The sequence below is a fragment of the Shewanella loihica PV-4 genome, from assembly GCF_000016065.1.
GTDB lineage: Bacteria > Pseudomonadota > Gammaproteobacteria > Enterobacterales > Shewanellaceae > Shewanella > Shewanella loihica.
Genome location: NC_009092.1, coordinates 688,989 through 710,887, shown reverse-complemented (window position 1 = coordinate 710,887; position 21,899 = coordinate 688,989). Strand labels below are relative to the sequence as shown.

The window sequence follows — 21,899 nt, the reverse complement described above, 5'->3', positions numbered from 1 at the left end:
CGCTACCCTGAATGCAATCAACACACACCACAACGCCTGCTCCTGCAGGCGTTAAATCATTAAGCTGGTTCGACGATCTCCTGCTGCTGGGGATCATGGCGGTACTGGCCGCCTGTGGCCTCATCTACGAATACTTGCTGTCCCACTATGCGGGGCGGATCCTGGGGGCCCTGGAAGCCGCCATCTACACAATGATCGGCCTGATGATAGTCTCCATGGGCGTCGGCGCCTTCGCCGCGCGTAAGATCCGCTGCGCCTTCACCGGCTTCGCCATGCTGGAGCTGTGCGTCGCCCTCTGCGGCGCCCTGGCGATTCTGATCACCGCCGCCGTGATCGGCTTCGGCCAACAGCTGCCCATCATCATCGCCAGCACCATAGGCTTGCCGCCGGATCAGTTGCCCCAGGGCGGCTTTATCGGCACGCTGCAGAAGCTGAGTGAATACCTGCCCTACGCCTGGGGCGTATTGCTCGGCCTGATGATAGGCATGGAAATCCCCCTGATCGCCCGGGTACGTCAGTCACTTTGTGACGAGCACCTAATGCATAACGCAGGCACCATCTATGGCGCCGACTATATAGGTGCCGGCGTCGGCGCCGCCATCTGGGTGATCTTCATGCTGGCGCTGGATATCCAGCTGGCCGCGGCGCTCACCGCCAGCTTTAACCTGCTGGCCGGCTTCCTGTTTATCTGGCGTTTCTGGTCCAAGATCCGCTTTAACCGACTGTTATTGGCAGGCCATCTGCTCGCCACTGGTATATTGCTGGTACTGGCCATTCATGGCCCCAAGTGGGATCAGGCCTTCAACAATCTGCTCTACAAGGACAAGGTGGTCTATGCCAAGGCGACCCGTTTTCAGCAGCTCACCTTTACCGAGCGTCTGCGGGGCAATCACCTGGCGCCTGTCTACTCTCTGTATATCAACGGCCGCCTGCAGTTCTCCAGCCAGGATGAGCATATCTATCACGCCTTCCTGGTACACCCGACGCTGGCCGCCAGTGCCCGTCACGATAAGGTGTTGATCATAGGGGGCGGCGACGGACTTGGACTGAGGCAGGTGCTCAAGTGGCAACCCAAGCAGGTCACCCTGATGGATCTCGACGCGGATCTGGTGAGGCTGTTCAAGGAGGGCGACCCAGAGATGCCGCCGCGACTATCAAACGCGCTGTTAAAGCTTAATGGCGATGCCTTTAACGATGCGCGGGTCGAGCTGCTGATAGACGATGCCTTTAACGGCGCCGACAAGCTAATAAGGCGCGGCGAGAAGTTTGACGCCATTATCGTGGATCTACCCGACCCCAGCCATCCGGATCTCAACAAGCTTTATTCGGATCTCTTCTATCGCAAGCTCAAGGAGCTGCTGAGCAGCGACGGGGCGATCTCGGTGCAGTCGACCTCCCCCTATCACGCCGCCAAGGCCTTCATCTCGGTCGGTAAGACGCTGCAAGCCGCAAGCTTTCAAGTTGAGCAGTATCACCACAATGTGCCCAGTTTCGGCGAATGGGGCTGGAGCATAGGCACCCTAAGGGGCCAAAACGCCAAGCAGCGGCTGTCGAGTATGACAGAGCTGCCGGTCGATGACCCCTGGCTCACGCCTGGGCTTATCAGGGCGGCTTTTGAATTTCCTAAAAATTATTATGAACATGCAGACCAGGTGAAGGTCAACGATATAGGCTCAATGCATCTGTATCGCTACCATCAGCGCGCCTGGTCAGAGGATGAAAACCTGACGCTCGACTGAAGGTAAAAATGGAACACAAAAATAGCGCTTGACATATTATGTCGCAGTGCTATCTTTAATCGCAGACATAATATGTCAAAGAGGATAAATATGAACATTCACAACATTGCCAACCACCTCAATGCACTTGGCGACAACAGCCACACCGGCTTTCAATTCGACTGTTATCCCATAGATGGCGACGTCGAAGTACTGCAAGTCAACGTTGTGGGACGCGAAGAGATCCCTGTGTTTGTATCGGTAACGGACAACCAAATCCTGTGCATCAGCTACCTGTGGGGCGAAGACGAAGTTAAGCAAGACCGTCGCAGCGAGATGTTTGAAACCATGCTCGAACTCAACATCCCTATGCCACTGTCCTCCTTCGCTAAGGTCGACGACAAGTATGTGGTCTATGGAGCCCTGTCTGTGCAATCGAGCATGTTAGAGATAGAGCAAGAGCTGTCAGTCCTGTCAGACAACTGTCTGGAAGTGATCGACGAGCTGGCCGATTTCTTAAAGTAACCGCTAACCAATTTAGTCATGTGATGGTTTACGCACAAGGCGACGCCATTACCCCAAGAGGAGTCATATTATGGGCATACTGAACAAGATCCTCACCGCATTTCGCGGTGGCGCCACCGAAGTTGGCCAGAGTATCGTCGACGCCAACTCGACACGCATCTTCGAACAAGAGATCCGTGACGCAGAGAAACACCTGACCAAGGCCAAGCGCGAGCTGACCGACGTCATGGCCAAAGAGATGCAAGCCAGCCGCGAAGTGGATCGCCTAAAGCGCGCCATCGCCGAACACGAAGGCTACGCGACTCAGGCGCTGGAGAAGGAAAACGAAGCCTTGGCCCTGGAAGTGGCCGAGAAGATCGCTCAGCTTGAGCAAGAGCTTTCTGAACACCAGAGCGCCAACGACAGCTTTAGCGCCCACGCCGCCCGTCTAAAAGACCTGGTGCGCAAGACAGAGCGCCAGCTGGCCGACTACCAACGTCAGCTCAGCATGGTCAAGACCACGGAAAGCGTGCAGAAAGCCACGGCGACCATTACCGATTCCTTCGCCAGCAGCAACTCTAAACTGTTGAACGCCAAGGATTCGTTGGAACGCATCAAGGCACGTCAGCAGCAGTTTGACGACCGTCTCAAGGCCGCCGAAACCCTGGCCGACGAGAACAGCGACAAGTCGCTACAGGCCAAGCTTGCCGAGGCGGGTATCGGCGAGCAGAAGTCCAATGCCAACGCGGTACTGGATCGCCTCAAAGCCCGTAAATAACACAGGCTAAATCAAGCTATAGCACCTTGCGGCTCTGCCCAAGGTGCTTTTGTGCCAATCACGGTAAGCGTTCTGCAATGGCGCAGGAAAACGCTTGCTAACGAGCCAGGATTTTTCGATAAGCAGTTATCGAAGGTTTTAACAAGCCAGCATGAGCAGCGATTTACTAGGATTGATATCAACCATTATTCTTCTCGAGGGTAGTTCATGGGATTCTTAAAAGGATTGTTTGGTAAGAAAGAGGCGCCCAAACGCCAACTCAACCATCCTAATCATTTGCAAAAAGGCGATATTATCAGCCTGGATGACAGCTTCGCCCTGCCCGAGCAACTGCGAGGCCAACAGCTGAGAGTCGAAGGGATCAACACCTACGAATACCAGCGCAAGCAGCAGTGTGAGTGGGTGCTCAAGGGCCACGGCAACGACAGCCTCTGCCTCTCTCTGGATGAAGACGATGAAACCTATCTGGCCTTCTCCATCAAGATCCCCCGCAGCCAGGTGGAGCAGCTGTTCGATCTCGACGCCTTCAGCGAGATCTTCGAAGAAGACTCGCACGCCGAGCTTGAGGTCAAAGAGACCCCTGCCGCCCTCATGGGATGGCTGGGTGAGCGCTATCATCAGGTAAACTTCGCCCAGTTTGGCTATTTCCACCGCGTCGATTATCGCGGCATGCGTCCGCCTCAAGACGAGGGGATGAGCTCGGGCGAGCCATTCGAGAGCTATCTGCTGCTGGATGAAGAGGAAAACCGCGCCGTCGAGGTCGAGGTATATGAAGGGGGTGACACAGATGTCAGCCTCACCCTCTACCGTCCCTTGAGCGATATTCGCCAATATTGGCCGGGACAGCTATAAACAACACAGGGCGGTCTTGCCGCCCACTTTGCAAGATTCACAGCACCTTAAGGCAAGCTAATGAGCAAGAATAAGAAGCTGCTTCCCGAACAGTGGCAGCAGAATCAGAAAGCCGCCAAGGCCACCCAGGTCGCCTTCGATCTGGACGAGAAGTTTCAATACTCTATCCGCAAGGCCGCGTTGGATGCCGGTGTCAGCCCCTCAGATCAGATCCGCAGCATTCTAGGGCTGGCCACCACCAAGCGGCCCAAGCGTCCACGCCTCACCGTCTCCCTCAGCCCGGAAGATTATCAACTGCTGGCGGAGAAATATGGCCTGGCCGCCGATGAGCAACTGGAAATAAAACGCCGCGTATTGGATGACCTGGTTCATTTTGTCGACAAAAACGAATAAGATCATGGGCTGATCACAAATCAAGGGCGACTCACAGGGAAATTCGGCTTGAGCGCCGCCGCCAAAAAGGAATCGATATCATGATCGATAGAAAGCGCTGGCTTCTGCCCATCAACCAGAACCCCACTCCCTTCGAGCTGGCGATGATGCTGCTCTCCCTGATCTCTGTCATCGTGGTGCTCATGTTGACCTTCGCCAAGCTGGATGGCGAGACCCGTCGCCTACTCTTCTTCATCGACACCAGCATCTGCGTCATCTTCATCAGCTACTTCTTTATCAACCTGTTTCGCGCCGAAGATAAGCGTGACTACTTCAGGCACCACTGGATCGACCTGGTGGCCAGTATCCCCGCCATCGAAGCCTTGAGGCTGGCCCGTTTCTTCCAGATTTTGCGGGTGATCCGTCTGATCCGCATGACCCGCTCTATCCTGATCCCCCTGATGCGCCAGCGCCAAGAGACCACCCTCGCCAGCCTGTTGGTGGCCATGGTGACCATACTCACCCTCGCCTCGGTAATGATTCTGTTGGTGGAGAGCGGCGACCCAAATGCCAATATCCACACCGCAGAAAATGCCATCTGGTGGGCGCTGGTGACCATCTCTACCGTAGGTTACGGCGACTATTATCCTGTCACCACAATAGGCCACTTCATCGGCGGCCTGGTGATCGTCTGTGGGGTGAGCTTCTTCGGGGTGATCTCGGGTTACATGGCCTCTATCTTCATCGCACCAGACAGCAAGCAGCGACAGGAGGCCCAGAGCCAACAGATGCGTGATGAGTTAGAGATGGTACTGCAGCGAATGGAGAAGAATCAGGAGACCCTGCTGTCGGAAATTGCGACGCTAAAGCAGCAGTTAAATGAGAAAAATAAGTAACAGATGACTCAGGGCGATTGCGCCGAGTCATCCGTTGAGTGATGGCCCTGTTGGACAATTATCGCCAGTAGGGCTGCACCTTAAGCGCCGAGCGGCGCGAATGCTCCATGGCAAACAGCAGGCTCTGCTCCTTGCTATCGAGCCAATCATCGATATCCCGCCCCTGCGTGGCGGCGGTTTGCCTCAGACTGTGATAGGCACCCAGGGTGCGTATGCCTAATACCAAGTCCTGCCAGGGGGCTCGGAACTGATCCCGCGACTTATGCTTATACAGCTCACCATAGGCGACACCGACCAAGATGCTCTCATCAAGCGCCTTGGCAAAAGATTGATAATCTTCGCTGCTCAGCTCGGCATTGGAAGGCATTAAATCGACAATCTGCTGCCAGGAGGCTTCCTGCAGCCGATCGGCGAAGGCCTGCAGGCTCTGCTGCTCGCTGATATATACCTGCCCGGCGTTGACCGCCATCAAGAGGCTCACCAGACGAACCTGCAACTGACCATAGGTCACATGGTTAAGCATGGCATCTATCTTTTGTGGCATCTCCAGGGCTGCCAGCTCATGGCGCACCGCATCAAGCAAGCCTTCGGGCTCACTCAGGTTACTCAGCAGGGCACCGTCACCGTCCAGCAGCTCGCAAAGACTCAGCCCCTTGTCGACGAAGCTCAGCTGCGACTCTATGGCGTCGAAGGCCTGCAGCAATTTGTCGTCCAGCAGGGAAAACTGCGCCAGGGTGCAACGCAGCAGGCGAATGCAGGCGCGCAGACGATAGCCAAGCAACGGCAACTGCCGCGCCGCCTGCCGGGATTCCAGCAGCATCTCTTCCAGCAACTGCCAGCGATCAAGGCCGGTTTCCAATAGAGTCACCAAGGCCTGTTTCGGAGTGCCCTTCTTTGGCAGGGCGATAAAGGCCAGGGTATCTAGCTGCAGGGGGCTAGCCATGGCCGCCAGGCGATAACCCCGCTGGGCCTTGCTGGCGCGCCCAAGTCTCGCCGGGATCTGCTCTGTCACCCGCTCGGCCAGCGCCAATAGCGCCTGGGCATCGCCCGCCAGCAGCTCAAATTCCAACTCACAGATAGGCTCGCACTGGCCATTGGCGCTGATGCTGCCAATATCCAGCGCCACCTCCACCAGACTCTCATCGAGATAGATATGCCAGCTCATGCGGGTAAAGTCTGTGTCAAACAGCGAGACCAGCGCATCCTGCACCGGGCCGATTTCGGCGCCCTCTGGCCAGATCTCAGTGGGGAAAAGCGACAAATTGACCTTTGCTTGATCGATATCAATATTGTACTCGGGGCGGGAGTGCACCCCACCTACCACAGTGCCGGCGGTCTTGATCGTCTGCTCAAATTGACCGTCTCGGCCACGAATACGCAGTCCCATGTCCCAGCGTCTGAGCTGAAGATCTGGGGTATCGTAGTAACTGTTGGTCAGATGAATCGCGCCTTTTGCATCACTATGGGGTAGACTGTTAAGCAGTGATACCAAGGCTTCGCGTTTGTTTTCGGGGAAAAATAGTTTTAGCTCTATCTCGGCTTCCATTCGCCAGCTGCTCACTTTTTTAATCTAGGACTCGGAACTGTAATGAATGTGTCATTATACTTTAATGAAAATTTCACAATGTCACATTAATGTCATAATCGGCCATTAGTATCTCGCATTGCAGTTTATATATAACTCGTTAGAATAAAAACTGTGGGTTTTTATATAAAAACACAGTTTCAATACGCGGACGCTTGGGTTAACATGCGCCCGCATTTTCCAACAGTGGAATAACCTAAATAGGTACACGGCAATGCCAGTAAACTCTATTTTGGGCGTGTTTGCAAAATCGCCAATTAAACCATTACAAGATCATATCGACAAGGTGCACGATTGTGCCTCGATCCTTGTACCATTTTTTGACGCTACTGTCGCAGGTGACTGGGACAAAGCGGTTCAACTCCGTAAACAAATCAGCCAATCAGAACGTGAAGCAGACGAACTCAAGCGTGAGATCCGCTTAACGCTTCCCGGCGGCCTGTTTATGCCAGTTGAAAGAACAGACTTACTGGAGCTACTTACCCAGCAAGATAAAATCGCCAACAAGGCGAAAGACATTTCAGGTCGCGTTATCGGCCGTCAGCTACTTGTCCCAGAAGCAATTCAAGATACCTTTAATGCCTACCTGGCACGCTGTCTCGATGCAGTGGCTCAGGCTAAGCAAGCCATTAACGAGCTCGATGACCTGCTAGAAACAGGTTTCAGAGGCCGTGAGGTCGATCTTGTCGCTAAAATGATCGTGGAACTCGACAAAATTGAAGAGGACACCGACGATCTACAAATCAAAATCCGTCGTCAGTTGTTTAGCATCGAGAATCAGCTAAACCCTGTGGATGTGATGTTCCTCTATAAGATAATTGAGTGGGTTGGAGACTTGGCAGACCTTGCCGAGCGTGTCGGTTCCCGCCTAGAGCTAATGTTAGCTCGCGTCTAAAAACAAAGTTATCAAGGTATCAACATGGTTGATGTATTAATCACCAATGGCCCGTGGCTAATTGCCATTGCGGCTGCATTTGGATTTTTAATGGCGTGGGGTATTGGCGCAAACGATGTCGCTAATGCTATGGGAACCTCAGTAGGTTCAAACGCGATCACCATTAAACAAGCGATCATCATCGCGATGATCTTCGAATTTGCCGGCGCGTACCTCGCAGGCGGTGAAGTAACCAGCACGATCCGTAAAGGGATCATAGATTCGGCCTATTTTGTCGACTCACCTGAGCTGCTGGTGTACGGCATGATCTCGGCGCTACTGGCTGCCGGTATCTGGTTGGTTGTCGCGTCAGCCCTGGGCTGGCCGGTATCGACCACTCACTCTATCGTCGGCGCTATCGTAGGTTTTGCCGCCGTGGGTGTGAGCGCCGATTCTGTTGCCTGGAGCAAGGTATTGGGTATCGTGGGGTCATGGATCATCACACCGGCGATCTCTGGCTTTATCGCCTTTACCATCTTCCAAAGCGTACAGAAGCTGATCTTCAACACTGACAACCCGCTGGAAAACGCCAAGCGTTACGTGCCTTTCTATATGGCACTGGCCGGTTTCGTCATGTCGCTGGTGACCATCAAGAAGGGTCTGAAGCACGTAGGTCTGCACTTCACCAACGTCGAAGCCTACTCACTGGCGGTCTTTATTGCGATCCTGGTGGGCATTGGCGGTATGATTGCCATCAGACGTCTAAAGATGAGCCAGAGCGCCGATCGTCAGACGCAGTTTGGTAACGTGGAGAAGGTATTCGCTATTCTGATGGTTGTGACCGCTTGTTGTATGGCGTTCGCCCACGGTTCTAACGATGTCGCCAACGCTATTGGCCCTCTGGCCGCCGTGGTATCCGTGGTAAATAGCGGTGGCGAGATCGCCAGCAAGGCTGAATTAGTCTGGTGGATCCTACCACTAGGTGCCTTCGGTATTGTCATGGGTCTGGCTATCTTCGGTAAGCGTGTGATGCAGACTATCGGTAAGAACATCACTCACCTGACACCTAGCCGTGGTTTTGCCGCCGAGCTGGCTGCCGCCTCTACCGTGGTTATCGCCTCGGGTACGGGTCTGCCTATCTCGACCACTCAGACACTGGTTGGTGCCGTGTTGGGTGTGGGTATGGCGCGTGGTATCGCCGCCATCAACATCGGCGTGGTACGTAACATCGTGGTCTCTTGGGTAGTCACACTACCTGCGGGCGCGGGCCTGTCGATCATCTTCTTCTTCATGATCAAGGGGATCTTTAGCTAAGCTAAGTCCTATTCATAAGAGAATAAAAAGGAAGCCTCAAGGCTTCCTTTTTTATTTCCATTTATCCTGACTTTTAGCCATTCCGTTTGGGCTTATCTTTTCTGTGCAACTTGTCTGCCAAACTGGGCAGCTACAAAGATTAATTCCTGGTAACACTTCCCATGTTGCACTTGCAAATAGGTGGCTAAATCCCTAGCATGTGCCAATATTTCGCTGAAGAGAACTCAAAGTGTTAAGACTCCTATCTATTCTCGCCATGATGCTAATATCATCGACCCTGATGGCGGCTGAGCAGACCCGTTATATCTCAGATAACGTCTACACCTTCATTCACGGTGGTCCTGGCACCCAATACCGTATTCTGGGCAGCGTCGAAGCCGGTCAACCGGTCACCTACCTGGGTGAGATGCAAAACGACTACGCCAAGGTCGTCGACCACAAGGGCCGCGAAGGCTGGGTCGACAGCAAGATGTTGGACTCTGGCAAGAGCTTCCGTGTGCAGCTGCCAGAGGTTCAGGCCGAACTCGACAGAGTCAAGGCTGAACTTGAGAACATCACCAACGAGAGCGACAGCAGCACTCAGGTGATCCGCCAGCTACGTTCGCAACTGGCTAACGCCGAAGAAGCCCTGGCCAAGGCCTCGAGCGAGCGCGACAGCGCCACCCGCGAGCTGACCAAGCTGAAAAACGACGAGCGCTTCGAGCTGATGAAGCAAGGCGGCATGATTGCCGGTATCGGCGTGTTGATCGGTGTAATTCTGGTCTATCTTCCGCGTCCACGTCGTCGCCAGAAGAACCGCTGGTAATCATCTAGGCATTACCGCGAGCGAGCATAATGAGCCAGGGCTGAGTCCCTGGCTTTTTTTATGGCTAAAATAGCCATAAAACACCCTGAATTTTATTCATAGCACGCCGCCACAACCCCCATAAACAGTGGCCTTAGCCGCCTTCTGGCCGGACGAGATCAAACAAAGGTCACATTCACCCACACAAGAGTGTCCCTCGTCACATTTTGGAGGTATAATCGGCGCGCAAATGGCGCCAGATTGTATACAAAAATAATACTAAACGCCTGAAAACTTACCTTTTGTTCAAGCCAAAACTGTCCCTATTTAGGTCCAGGTGGAAGTGATTACTATGTTCAAAGCAAGTGAAGTTCTGACTGGTCGTTACGACTCAGCTACCCTAGATGAGCTATTTACAGCGATCACCAACAACTATATTGTCGACGAAGAGCAGTACCTCTCTGAACTGATTAAGCTTGTTCCCTCGAGCGACGACGAGATTCAACGTATTACCAAGCGTGCCCACGACCTGGTGCACAAGGTGCGTCAATACGACAAGAAAGGACTCATGGTCGGTATCGACGCCTTCCTACAACAGTACAGCCTGGAGACCCAAGAAGGGATCATCCTCATGTGTCTGGCCGAGGCCCTGCTGCGTATCCCTGATGCGGCCACCGCCGACGCCCTGATCGACGACAAACTCTCGGGCGCCAAGTGGGACGAGCACCTGAGCAAAAGTGACTCTACCCTGGTTAACGCCTCTACCTGGGGCCTGATGCTCACGGGTAAGATCATCTCCCTGGACAAGAGCATAGACGGCAAGCCAAGCAGCCTGCTGAATCGTCTGGTCAACCGCCTGGGTGAGCCTGTGATCCGCCAAGCCATGCTGGCGGCGATGAAGATCATGGGTAAACAGTTCGTACTGGGCCGTACGGTCCAAGAGGCACTGAAGAACAGCACTGACAAGCGCAAGCTGGGCTACACCCACAGCTACGACATGCTGGGCGAAGCCGCCCTGACCATGAAAGACGCGCAGAAGTACTACCAAGATTACTCCAATGCCATCGCGGCACTGGGCGCCCAGCAATACGATGAGAGCGAGGCGCCACGCCCGACTATCTCTATCAAGCTATCGGCGCTGCACCCTCGCTATGAGGTGGCCAACGAAGACAGAACCATGACAGAGCTGTATGACACGCTCATAAAATTGGTGTCTCAGGCGCGTAGCCTTAACGTAGGCGTCTCTATCGATGCCGAAGAGGTAGACCGTCTCGAGCTGTCGCTGAAACTCTTCCAGAAGCTGTATAACTCAGACGCCGCCAAGGGCTGGGGCCTGCTGGGTCTCGTGGTACAAGCTTACTCTAAGCGCGCCCTCCCCGTGCTGTGCTGGATCACCCGTCTGGCCAAAGATCAGGGCGATGAGATCCCTGTCCGCCTGGTGAAAGGCGCCTACTGGGACAGCGAGCTGAAATGGGCTCAGGTTGCCGGCGAAGGCGGATACCCGCTGTTCACCCGCAAGGCAGGAACCGACGTCTCTTACCTGGCCTGTGCGCGCTACCTGCTGTCTGACGCCACCCGCGGCGCCATCTACCCGCAGTTTGCCAGCCACAACGCCCAGACAGTGGCCGCCATCACCGACATGGCCGGCGACCGTCTGTATGAGTTCCAGCGCCTACACGGCATGGGCGAAGAGCTGTACGACACCCTGCTGGCCGAGAGCGGCGTAAGCACGGTTCGTATCTACGCCCCTGTAGGTGCTCACAAAGATCTGCTGCCTTACCTGGTGCGTCGCCTGCTGGAAAACGGCGCCAACACCTCGTTCGTACACAAGCTGGTCGACCCTAAGACACCGATCGAATCTTTGGTTGTCCACCCATTGACGACCCTACAAAGCTATAAAACCCTAGCCAACAATAAAATCGTTCAGCCGATCGACATCTTCGGCGCCGAGCGTAAAAACTCCAAGGGAATCAACATGAACATCATCTCAGAATCTGAGCCTTTCTTCGCCGCGCTGGACAAGTTCAAAGACCAGCAATGGTCTGCCGGCCCTATCGTCAATGGCGAAACCCTCAGCGGTGAAACCATTGAGGTGAAGAGCCCATACGACACCACACAGATCGTCGGCAAGGTCGCCTTCGCCAACAATCAGGCGATCGAGCAGGCTCTGGCCAGCGCCCACAACGCCTTCGGCAGCTGGTGCTCAACCCCGGTTGAAGTACGTGCCAACGCACTACAGAAGCTGGCGGATCTGCTTGAAGAGAACCGCGAAGAGCTGATCGCCCTCTGTACCCGTGAAGCGGGTAAGAGCATTCAAGACGGCATCGACGAGGTGCGCGAGGCGGTCGATTTCTGTCGCTACTACGCGGTACAAGCCAAGAAGATGATGGGCAAGCCTGAACTGCTGCCTGGCCCAACGGGTGAGCTGAACGAGCTATTCCTGCAAGGCCGCGGCGTATTCGTCTGTATCAGCCCGTGGAACTTCCCACTGGCGATCTTCCTAGGTCAGGTCACCGCAGCCCTGGCGGCGGGTAACACTGTGGTTGCCAAACCTGCCGAGCAGACCTCTATCGTAGGTTACCGCGCAGTGCAGCTGGCCCATGAAGCCGGTATTCCGAAAGAAGCCCTGCAGTTCCTACCAGGTACGGGTGCAACCGTTGGCGCGACCATCACGGCCGATGAGCGTATCGGCGGCGTCTGCTTTACCGGCTCTACCGTGACCGCTAAGCGCATCAACCTGACACTGGCCCAGCGTGATGGCGCCATCATCCCGCTGATCGCCGAGACAGGTGGTCAGAACGCCATGGTGGTGGACTCGACTTCACAGCCAGAGCAGGTGGTTAACGACGTGGTTTCCTCTTCGTTCACCAGCGCCGGTCAGCGTTGTTCGGCCCTGCGCGTGCTCTATCTACAGGAAGATATCGCCGATCGCGTGATCGACGTGATGAAGGGCGCCATGGACGAGCTGACCATAGGCAACCCAGGTTCGGTGAAGACAGATGTTGGCCCTGTGATCGATGCGACCGCCAAGGCGAACCTCAACGCCCACATCGACCATATCAAGCAGGTGGGTCGTCTGATCAACCAGCTGGAACTGCCAGCAGGCACCGAGAATGGTCACTTCGTGGCGCCGACTGCGGTAGAGATCGACTCTATCAAGGTGCTGGAGAAGGAACACTTCGGTCCTATCCTGCACGTGATCCGCTACAAGGCAGCCGACCTGCCTAAGGTGATCGACGACATCAACTCCACCGGTTTCGGTCTGACCCTGGGCATCCACAGCCGCAACGAGGGCCATGCCCTGGAAGTGGCCGACAAGGTCAACGTGGGTAACGTCTACATCAACCGTAACCAGATCGGCGCCGTAGTTGGCGTGCAGCCGTTCGGCGGCCAAGGCCTGTCGGGCACGGGTCCTAAGGCCGGTGGTCCACACTACCTGACCCGTTTCGTCACCGAGAAGACGCGCACCAACAACATCACCGCCATCGGCGGTAACGCCACCCTGCTTTCTCTGGGTGACAGCGAAGAGTAATCTTGCTCGCTAAGCGTTTTAGTTAAGCGCTCTCGTTAAGCGACAAACAAAAAAGCCAGTGGATTTCCACTGGCTTTTTTATTACCCGTCACAAGGGCTAAAAGAACTGAGGACTAAGAGCTAAGGACTAAGCACTCAAGGCGAAGAATACGCCTTAACTTAGCACGCGGTTCAAACTGGCATAGTGGGCATCCTGTGCCAGCAGACTTTGGTGAGTGCCGCTAGTGCGGATCTTGCCCGCCTCCATCAGGTGGATGCTATCCATCTTGTCCATGGCCGTCAGTCTGTGGCTTATCATCACCATGGTCTTATCCTTAGCAAAATCGAGCAACAGCGCCATGATCTCCCGCTCGGTGCGTTGATCCAGCCCCTCGGTGGGCTCGTCCAGCAGCAATAATGGCGCGTCACGCAGCAGCGCCCTGGCGACCCCAATACGGCGACGTTCGCCTCCTGAGAGCTGTCTGCCGCCCTCGCCTATCCAGTTATCCAGCGGCTTTTCGCCTTGGGTTAATGTCTCCAGGCCGACACGCTCTAACACCTCAATCAACTTGGCATCGTTGGCCTCACGCCAGGCCTTGCGCTCGGCGCGGCTGCCCTCGGGCGCCTGCTCAAACTGCGCCAGGGTCAGGTTATCGCGCAGGGTGCCGGCAAACAGATAGATACGCTGACTCACCACCGTCATGGCGCGGCGCAGCGCCTGCTCGCTGTAATCTTCTATTGGGCGGCCGTCGAGCAAGAGAGTGCCCGCATCGGGCGTCCACTCCCGGGTGATGAGCGACAACAGGCTCGACTTGCCGCAGCCGGTCTGGCCCAGTAGCGCCAGCTTCTCGCCCGGCTTCACCTCCAGGCTCAAATCGTCCAATACCCGCTGGCCCGGCTGATAGCCGAAGCTGACACCCGCGATAGACAGGGCACCGCGACTCGCCGCCAGGCTGGCCTCTTCCCCATAGCCGATGCTGGGGCGACGCTCGGTGATCTCACTCACCCGCTCGGCCGCCTGCACGCAGGCCGACAGGTGCTGAAAGGCGCCAGCCAGCGGCATCAACATCTCGATACAGGCCAGGGTCATAAACACCACCAGCGCCAGCAGCGGCCCTGGCGGCACCTTGTCCCCCACCCCATCGGCGGCGAGATAACAGAGCAGCACCAGCGCCAGCCCATGGCTTAAGATCAGCAGCGCCTGACTCAGGGCGGTCACCGCCGTCATGGTGGACTGGCTGGCAAACAATTTCGCCTGGGCACTATCTAACTCAGCCCTGAAGCGCTTTTCGGCACCAAACAGGGTCAGCTCCGCCTGGCCTTGCAGGTACTCCAACAGTAGCACCCGGTATTGGCGGCGGCTCTCCAACTGGGCGATGCCCGGCCTGTGGCCCAAACGATAGAAAACCAGAGGCAGCAGGAACCACAGAGTCAGCAGCACGCCGCACAGGGTCAGCGCCAGCTCACTATCGAACCAGGCGAGAAAACCATACAGGGCGGCGATCATCAAGAGCGAGGCCAGCAGCGGCGTGATAAGCCGCAGATAGAGATGATCTAGTGTGTCGATATCCGCCACCAGACGATTGAGCAGATCGCCGCCGCGCAGATGGCTGAGCTCCTTGGCGCTCAAGGGCATCAGCTTGCCCCAGGCCCAGGTGCGCAGCTCGGTCAGCAGGCGAAAGGTGGCCTCATGGGTCGCCAGACGTTCGCCATAGCGGCTGGCGGTACGGGCGATGGAGAGGAAACGTACCCCTCCGGCCGGGGTGAAATAGTTAAAGGCCTGGGCGGTCACCACACTCAGCCCGGCTACCGCGGTAGCCGACAGGAACCAGCCCGACAGTGACAGTAGACCAATGCCCGCCATCAGGGTGGTCAGGCTCAGCAGCAGACCCACCAGCATCATTAGCCACTGGCGCTTAAACAGCTTGATAAAAGGCAGCAGGTGTTTCATTACGCCTCCTCCTGTCGATGGCACAGGTCGCTAAACAGCCCAGGCTCGGCCATCAGGGTGTGATAATCCCCCTGCTGCACCAGCTTGCCGCCATCCAGCACCCAGATCTTATCCATATCGATGAGAGCATCCAGACGATGGGTCACCAGCAGGCTGGTGGCGCCCTGGCGCACATCAATAAGCGCCTGCATCACCGCCGCCTCGCTGTGGCTATCTAAGCTAGCGGTCGGCTCATCGAGCACAAACAGCTTGGCGGACTGACCTAAGGCCCTTGCCAGACAGAGGCGCTGGGCCTGCCCCACGGACACCCCGGCGCTCTGCTCCCCTATGGGATGAGCGAGCCCAAGAGGCTGCGCCCGCACAAAATCGCCGATACGGGCGTCGTCCAGCAATGTATAGATGGCTTCATCCGACATCTCCTTGCCCATGGCGACGTTGTCACCAATGGTGCCGTGAAACAGCTGCGGCTCCTGCCCCAGCCAGGCGAGATGATGACGATAGCTCTCCCTCTCTAGGCTGCTCAACTCTACGCCATTTATCAGGACGCTGCCGCGATAGGATAAGAAGCCCAATAACATGTTGAGCAGGCTGGTCTTGCCCGCCCCGCTCGGACCGACGATGGCAAGCTGCTCGCCGCCGATAACCTCGGCCGTTATCGGCCCCAGCAACACCTGGCCATCCGGGCTTAACACCTCGGCCCCTTGCAGCTTAATGCTAAGTGGCGTCTCGCTTGTAAAAGGCACGCGCGGCGCCTCATCAGCCTCATCCCCTTGATGATTCAGCAGCTCCATCAGCGCCTCGGCGGCGCCTATGGCCTGGGCCTTGGCATGATAGTGAGTACCCATATCCCGCAGAGGCTGATAAAACTCAGGCGCCAGAATCAGCACAAACAGGCCGATAAACAGCGTCATACCTGCGCCGTAGTGACCAAAGTCGAGATGATCTAAAAAGCTAAAACCGAAATAGACGGCCAGCACGGCGATGGAGACGGCGGCGAAGAACTCCAGCACCGCCGAGCTAAGAAACGCCATACGCAGCACCGCCATGGTGCGGCTGCGAAACTCCTCCGAGGCGCTCTCGATCGCCTGCTGCTCGCGCTCACCCGCGTGGAACAGACGTAGGGTGCCAATCCCCCTCAGCCTATCCATGAAGTGACCACTGAGGCGCGACAGGGCGCCAAAATTTTTGCGGTTAGCATCGGCGGCGCCCATGCCCACCAAGATCATAAACAGGGGGATCAGCGGCGCGGTGGCCAGCAGAATGATCCCCGCCGCCCAGTTGATGGGAAACACCACGGCCAATATGGTCAGGGGAATAAAGCCCGCCAGCATCATCTGCGGCAGATATTTAGCGTAGAAGTCGTGAAGGTCCTCCACCTGCTCCAACACTATGCTGGCCCAGCTGCCCGCCGGGCGCCCCTTGATAAACACAGGCCCCAGCTCCACCAGCTTGTCGAGCACACTCTGACGAATCTGGCTGCGTAGCAACATGCCCGCCTTGAAGCTGATGCGCTCGCGGCCATAGGCCAGCGCCGCCCGCAACACGATCACGGCTATCAGGGCGATGAACTCGCTGGTAAAGGCCTCACGAGGCAGGTTTTCGATGATCAGGCCGTGGAGCATAGTCGCCAGCAGATAGGCCTGGGCCACCAGGGCGAAGCCGGTAAGCACGCCAATCAACACGGTCAGATTGAGGTAGGCGCCACAGGCCGATTTTTGCTGCTTAAGCCAGCGGCCGAGGACTTTTTCGAGGGTCTTATCCATTGAGCTCCGCGTGTTATCAGGCAGGGACACTAAGTTCGATGGCAAGAGTATCGCAGGCTCGCGCACAGGAATAAACCAGCGGGTAGGGAATTGTTATTAGGCTCACAAAAATTGAGCTAGATCAAAAAAACTGGGAACTCAGTTTTTATCGAGTTTTGATTTTGGGGTGGGGTTCATGGAGATGTTGCCTTTCCTATGTGAGGATTATCGACCCATTTCGAGTAACCCAATAATATGTGTAAATTTAACGGCAAAGAACTTTGGTACTTGTAGACCTCTTTGAAGGTCGCACCTTCATGGCAACCTATCACCTGCGGTGGGCTCATGTGCAAACACGTTTTTGGCAGGCCGCCAGCTCGTCCGTGTTGGCTCTACGAAATAATCTGACCTACATGGATGTAGGGAATGCCGAAAAATGTCGGGAACATTTTCAGCCCTGATTTCGAAGGCCAAAAACGTGTTTACACCAGTATCTATCGTCTCTTCGATTTGACCTTATCGGACTGTCTAGAGCCAAGTCATTTTTGGACAGAAACGCGTTAGAGTATTTAATCAGTAACGCCGCATTAAGGTGTAAGCAACTCTAAACACCGAACCTAAACCATTGCACCGTAAACACAAAACCCAACCTGAACTGAGAATGCTAAGCGTTGGGAGTCTGTCTTAAACGCTTTGTTAGCCTTACTGTGTCAACGTAGCGACTACGCCCGCCCCTGCGATAATACATGAAAGTGCAGCCCATAAAGTTGCTGGATGATATTTCCACAAATAACGGAAAGTACTGCTGTACTTCAAAGCAAATTTATAGCCACGGGGCGTAAAGTTAAAAACCACGTAATCATCACTCTTAAGCAGGTCATTTTTGACAAAACCATTCAAAACAGTGTCTAAAACAGTCTGGTTAGTCTCCGCTAAGTTATGCTTGTCCTTAATCGTATGGATTAGTTCAATTAATTCTGCGCTAAGCTCTGGATACAGGTGATGAGGGGTAAATGGATAGCTATTTAAAGCACTATCATCCTTATGCCGAGAGTCATACTTACTAAATAGAAACTTCAATATTGGCTTCGCATGCTCATGACTAACATTTACCGAATTTTTCTCTTTTGCCAAACTATAATCCTCCTTGTAAGGCTAACGCCGTGGTAATTGGCTCCACTGCACCACCTTATTATGCGCGTGGCGCATATATCTCACCGATAAATTGCTTTTGAAATTCTCGGTCAGGATAAGATAGCGTAAGATGATTCGACTCATTCTCATTGTAAAAAGGAATTGTGTCACCCTCTTTAGTTTTAAATCCTTGCTTATCTTCAGGATAAAATAGAGCTATACGGAATTCATCTTCGTGAGAAAAGGCATCTGGTTTGAAAAAGACAAGCTCATCAGGGTTGCTGACTTTTGGTAAACTGCTATTCCCATAATAAGTAATATCTTTCGCGACAATCTCCATGCCCTTAAATCGATGCTTAAACAAGTCATTAAGGAATTCAATATATAAATCAACCTTAACCTCAATACATACATCTGCCATGAATTTTTCGTAGAGTTCTTCACTATCCTTTCGGTTACTCAAACATAGACAAAAGCAATGCCGAGCCGGAAAGGAAAATATGGGATCAGCCGTCATACTTTCTGAATCAATTACATGATCATTTATCTTCACTTCGAAAGTTGACTTATCGATAGCAAATGTCTTCACCAACTCTTCATCCCTCATTGCGTCATTTTCCATTCGAGCGTAATGAGAAAGGTCACTAAACCGGAAACCTGAATCCCCCTCTATTAGAGGAGTAAGATACTGCTTTTTTCCGTATAAATACTTAATCACAAATATTGGCACCGTATTGATTTCGCATAACATTTTATTAGTGCGCATGCGCGTTTACCTCGTTGGACTAGTGAAAACGCACACAGTTAACTATCTGTATACAATGAACTTATCAGCATTTTGCCAAATATACCATCTGGAAAAATACGCAATGGGGCAAAAATAACCCAGGCTTTAGATTCGCTACTCGCACCCAATACCGCCAAATCGAAGAGATGAAATAACCTGGTGTAGATGCATCTGCGGACGTCGATGGCAGGGATGCCATCGTCGAGCCTCCACGGATGGATTCACGGCGTGTAGCAGATGTATCTGCACATAAGCGAGCCGCAGGCTATTGATGACAGCTGAGGTTAACGCTACAACTAAGTAACTAAACTCAAACTACAACTAATGTAATCAACGGTAACAAGGCTAATTTGCCGATTAGCCCAAATCGGCTAACTTCCCCTCTCACAAGTCCCTAAGTTTCTTGGCAAACTCAAACTCACCACGCATCCCTCCCGCCAGGGAAGGTCGGCATGATTGGCGCAGTTATCTATGGTGAACAGCCCCTTATGCTGGCGCATCACGTCGCAGCAGATGGCGAGGCCGAGCCCCAGGCCGTCGTCCTTAGTGGAGTAGAAGGAGGCCATGAGATCCTGGGCCTTGCCCTTGAGGCCGGGGCCATTGTCCACCAGCTTGAGGGTCGCCTGCTGGGCACCATATTCAAGGGTCAGCAGCAGTCGCTTCTCCCTGTCGGGTTTCATCTCCGCCATGGCATCCAGGCTGTTCTTGATAAGATTCACCAGCACCTGACTCAGGCCGACTGCGTCGCCAAACAGGCTGTAAGGCTCGCCGCGCACCTCCTGGGTGAGGACGATGCCCTGCTGCTGAAACTCGCGGCGAAATAGCGCCAGTGTGTTGGTGACCACTTCATCCAGAGACAGGGCTTCATATTGGGACTTGCGCCGCTTGAGCAGGCCTCGGATGCGGTGCACCACGGCGCCGGCCCGGGCAGATTGGGCATTGATCTTCGCCAGCAACTCATACAGGTCTGAGTCGGCATCGCCGCGGCTGTTGAGCTGCATCATGCCCCCCTCGCTGTATTGGGTGATGGCGGCGATCGGCTGGTTCAGCTCATGAGCCAGCCCCGAGCCTATCTCACCGAGGATCGCCGCACTCTTCATCCGCTCCACCTGCAGCGCCTTGTCCTTGAGCTGACGCTCTGTGTCGATCAGAAAGTCGCTCTTCTGCCGAAACTTATACTCAAGCCAGAGGTGATAGACGGTGGACACCAGAAACAGCAACAGCAGCGCCAGGCCCCACTCCTTGTTCTTCTCCATCCACTTCAATACCGTGTAGTGCAGCGGTGGCGGTGGCGCCTTGAGCTGCAGCTCCTTAAACAGCTTGATCACCTTCAGCTGACTGATGGGCGCTGTCCAGCCCAGGGTCTTGGCCTGAATGGCGGCGGGATGGTCCGGCCCCAGGGCATAGAGGGCCTGGGTGATCTTCTGGGTGATGGCCGGCGGCACGGTATCGGCGGCGGCAAAGGACCAGTTGGGGTAAAGCTGGGTGCTCACCAGACACTCGTAGCCCGCCGGCATGGTGGGGTGGATCACCCTGAAATCCTCCTTCTTCACCAGGCCGTCCTGAATCATCTCCTCCAGGGTACAGAAGGGGGTGATGGCCGCATCCACCGTGCCGTCGCGCACCTGATAGACAATGGGCTCCAGGGGAAAGCCCAGGAAGCGCAGCGACCCGAAGTAGTTCTCCGGGTTGTAACCCATCTTATGCAGCAGGCCGATGGCGGCCTGGTAGCCCCCCAACGCCTGGGGATCGCTGGCCACCAGATGTTTGCCTTCGAGATCCTTGAGGGTGTAGATCTGGCTGTCGGCGCGCACTATGATGGTGGAGCCGATGGCAAAGGTGGCACCGCCATGCATATGGCTCTTCATGGTCGCCAGCCAGGAGAGGGGGAAGTTACTGCTGAGGTTAAAGTATTGCCCCGGGTTGGTGACGATGAACTGTAGCTCGTGGGCCAGCAGCTGGCGGCTCATCTCGTCGAAATCTACCGGCACCACCTCGAAATGCGTACCCGGCACCTCCTGAGACAGGTGGTCCATCATGGGCTGCCAGCGCTCTATCCCCTTCTGCACCCCATGATTGGCCAGCACCCCGACCCTGAAATGAATAAGGTCGTCGCTACTTGTTTCGGGCGTCGCGGCAAGGGCTAGCTGGCTAAACAGCAACAGGCTTGACGCAAACAGGCCAGATATACAGAGATTTAGCCATCCCGCCCGCAGACAAGATTTCAACCAATAACCCAATCGCCCTTTCATCGCTCGCCCAGTCACTCTATTGAACCTACTACTCTAGGCAAGAAAGGGGCGGTTTGATGTGAGGCGGTGCAAACATCCCCTTGTGTCTCCATCAGAAAATTATCATTTAGTGATCTGTCTCAAAGGCCCAAATGCCCCTTTTGCCAGCCTCAAATAGAGGCGCTAGGCTAGGTGTAACCCAAGGCTAACGACCCACTAAAGCTATGCCGCAAGCCACGCCGCAACCTATGCCCCTCTATCTGGTGGACGATGACGAAGCCGTCCTCGATTCCCTCAGCTTCATGCTGCGCCAGTTCGGCTATGAGATGACCACCTTCGTCTCTGGCCTGCGCTTCCTGGAAGAGGTGGATCTGAGCCGGCCAGGCTGCGTCATCCTCGACAGCCGCATGCCGGCCATCAGCGGTCAGGCGCTACAGCAAGAGCTGCTGACCAAGCAGAGCCCCCTGGGGATCATCTTCCTCACCGGCCATGGCGACCTGCCCATGGCGGTCAATGCCTTTCGTCAGGGCGCCTGCGACTTCTTTCAGAAGCCGGTATCGGGCCAGGCGTTAGCGGCCGCCATCGACAAGAGCATGCTCCACAGCCAGAAGGCCTTCGAGGCACTGCAACTGAGTCACAACCTGGCCACCCTGAGCGATCGCGAACATCAGGTGCTTGAGCTGCTGATCCAGGGCAAGACCAATAAGCAGCTCTCCGAGGCGCTGTTCTTGTCGCTGCGTACCATAGAGGTACACAGATCCAACGTGATGAAGAAGCTCAAGGTGCACAACCTGGCCGAGTTAGCCAAGTACAGCCAGATCTGAGACGCATAAGTAGCAACCGAGTTTTCTATTCCCCCTCTTTCA

17 protein-coding genes are annotated in these 21,899 nt (G+C 55.0%); 11 read left to right on the top strand and 6 right to left on the bottom strand.

Going from position 1 to position 21,899, the window contains the following annotated elements:
• The first annotated feature begins 11 nt into the window (after window positions 1-11).
• The 6 genes from SHEW_RS03215 to SHEW_RS03190 all read left to right on the top strand — a co-directional run bounded on the left by SHEW_RS03215 (window position 12) and on the right by SHEW_RS03190 (window position 5,120).
• Window positions 12-1,739, top strand: coding sequence for a polyamine aminopropyltransferase (locus SHEW_RS03215; RefSeq protein ID WP_011864431.1), 1,728 nt, complete (start codon window positions 12-14; stop codon window positions 1,737-1,739).
• A 90-nt stretch (window positions 1,740-1,829) separates the two neighbouring features.
• Window positions 1,830-2,243: a YjfI family protein gene (locus SHEW_RS03210; RefSeq protein WP_011864430.1), complete on the top strand. Its 414-nt coding sequence runs from the start codon at window positions 1,830-1,832 to the stop codon at window positions 2,241-2,243.
• Window positions 2,244-2,313: 70 nt separating this feature from the next.
• The gene (locus SHEW_RS03205) at window positions 2,314-3,000 is read left to right on the top strand and encodes a PspA/IM30 family protein (protein ID WP_011864429.1); all 687 of its coding nucleotides are present in this window, start codon (window positions 2,314-2,316) and stop codon (window positions 2,998-3,000) included.
• Between the two features lie 207 nt (window positions 3,001-3,207).
• On the top strand, window positions 3,208-3,852 hold the full coding sequence (locus SHEW_RS03200; protein WP_011864428.1) for a hypothetical protein: 645 nt from the start codon (window positions 3,208-3,210) through the stop codon (window positions 3,850-3,852).
• A 60-nt stretch (window positions 3,853-3,912) separates the two neighbouring features.
• A complete protein-coding gene (locus SHEW_RS03195; RefSeq protein WP_011864427.1) occupies window positions 3,913-4,245 on the top strand; it encodes a hypothetical protein in 333 nt (110 codons plus the stop codon).
• A gap of 80 nt (window positions 4,246-4,325) precedes the next feature.
• Entirely contained in the window at window positions 4,326-5,120 is a 795-nt protein-coding gene (locus tag SHEW_RS03190; RefSeq protein ID WP_011864426.1) for an ion transporter, read from the top strand.
• A gap of 58 nt (window positions 5,121-5,178) precedes the next feature.
• On the opposite strand, the gene SHEW_RS03185 is transcribed toward SHEW_RS03190, so the two are convergent.
• Complete coding sequence (locus SHEW_RS03185; RefSeq protein WP_011864425.1) at window positions 5,179-6,666, bottom strand: CYTH domain-containing protein; 1,488 nt, start codon at window positions 6,664-6,666, stop codon at window positions 5,179-5,181.
• A gap of 253 nt (window positions 6,667-6,919) precedes the next feature.
• Between SHEW_RS03185 and SHEW_RS03180 the strand changes: the two genes are divergently transcribed.
• The 4 genes from SHEW_RS03180 to putA all read left to right on the top strand — a co-directional run bounded on the left by SHEW_RS03180 (window position 6,920) and on the right by putA (window position 13,209).
• A complete protein-coding gene (locus tag SHEW_RS03180; protein WP_011864424.1) occupies window positions 6,920-7,600 on the top strand; it encodes a TIGR00153 family protein in 681 nt (226 codons plus the stop codon).
• Between the two features lie 24 nt (window positions 7,601-7,624).
• A complete protein-coding gene (locus tag SHEW_RS03175) occupies window positions 7,625-8,893 on the top strand; it encodes an inorganic phosphate transporter (protein WP_011864423.1) in 1,269 nt (422 codons plus the stop codon).
• A 256-nt stretch (window positions 8,894-9,149) separates the two neighbouring features.
• Entirely contained in the window at window positions 9,150-9,698 is a 549-nt protein-coding gene (locus tag SHEW_RS03170; protein ID WP_011864422.1) for a TIGR04211 family SH3 domain-containing protein, read from the top strand.
• Between the two features lie 331 nt (window positions 9,699-10,029).
• Window positions 10,030-13,209, top strand: a complete 3,180-nt coding sequence (putA, locus tag SHEW_RS03165; protein WP_011864421.1) for a bifunctional proline dehydrogenase/L-glutamate gamma-semialdehyde dehydrogenase PutA — start codon at window positions 10,030-10,032, stop codon at window positions 13,207-13,209.
• A gap of 154 nt (window positions 13,210-13,363) precedes the next feature.
• On the opposite strand, the gene cydC is transcribed toward putA, so the two are convergent.
• The 5 genes from cydC to SHEW_RS03140 all read right to left on the bottom strand — a co-directional run bounded on the left by cydC (window position 13,364) and on the right by SHEW_RS03140 (window position 21,054).
• Window positions 13,364-15,139, bottom strand: a complete 1,776-nt coding sequence (cydC, locus tag SHEW_RS03160; protein WP_011864420.1) for a heme ABC transporter ATP-binding protein/permease CydC — start codon at window positions 15,137-15,139, stop codon at window positions 13,364-13,366.
• On the bottom strand, window positions 15,139-16,902 hold the full coding sequence (gene cydD, locus SHEW_RS03155; RefSeq protein ID WP_011864419.1) for a heme ABC transporter permease/ATP-binding protein CydD: 1,764 nt from the start codon (window positions 16,900-16,902) through the stop codon (window positions 15,139-15,141). Before cydD ends, cydC begins: the two co-directional genes overlap by 1 nt.
• Window positions 16,903-17,583: 681 nt before the next feature.
• Window positions 17,584-18,015 carry a hypothetical protein gene (locus SHEW_RS03150; protein WP_011864418.1) on the bottom strand — a complete coding sequence of 144 codons (432 nt, stop codon included), beginning with the start codon at window positions 18,013-18,015 and terminating at the stop codon, window positions 17,584-17,586.
• Window positions 18,016-18,073: 58 nt separating this feature from the next.
• Window positions 18,074-18,781: a hypothetical protein gene (locus tag SHEW_RS03145; RefSeq protein ID WP_011864417.1), complete on the bottom strand. Its 708-nt coding sequence runs from the start codon at window positions 18,779-18,781 to the stop codon at window positions 18,074-18,076.
• Between the two features lie 392 nt (window positions 18,782-19,173).
• Window positions 19,174-21,054: a sensor histidine kinase gene (locus SHEW_RS03140; RefSeq protein ID WP_011864416.1), complete on the bottom strand. Its 1,881-nt coding sequence runs from the start codon at window positions 21,052-21,054 to the stop codon at window positions 19,174-19,176.
• A gap of 203 nt (window positions 21,055-21,257) precedes the next feature.
• On the opposite strand from SHEW_RS03140, the gene SHEW_RS03135 reads away from it, so the two are divergent.
• Window positions 21,258-21,857, top strand: coding sequence for a response regulator transcription factor (locus SHEW_RS03135; protein ID WP_011864415.1), 600 nt, complete (start codon window positions 21,258-21,260; stop codon window positions 21,855-21,857).
• The last annotated feature ends 42 nt before the right edge of the window (window positions 21,858-21,899 follow it).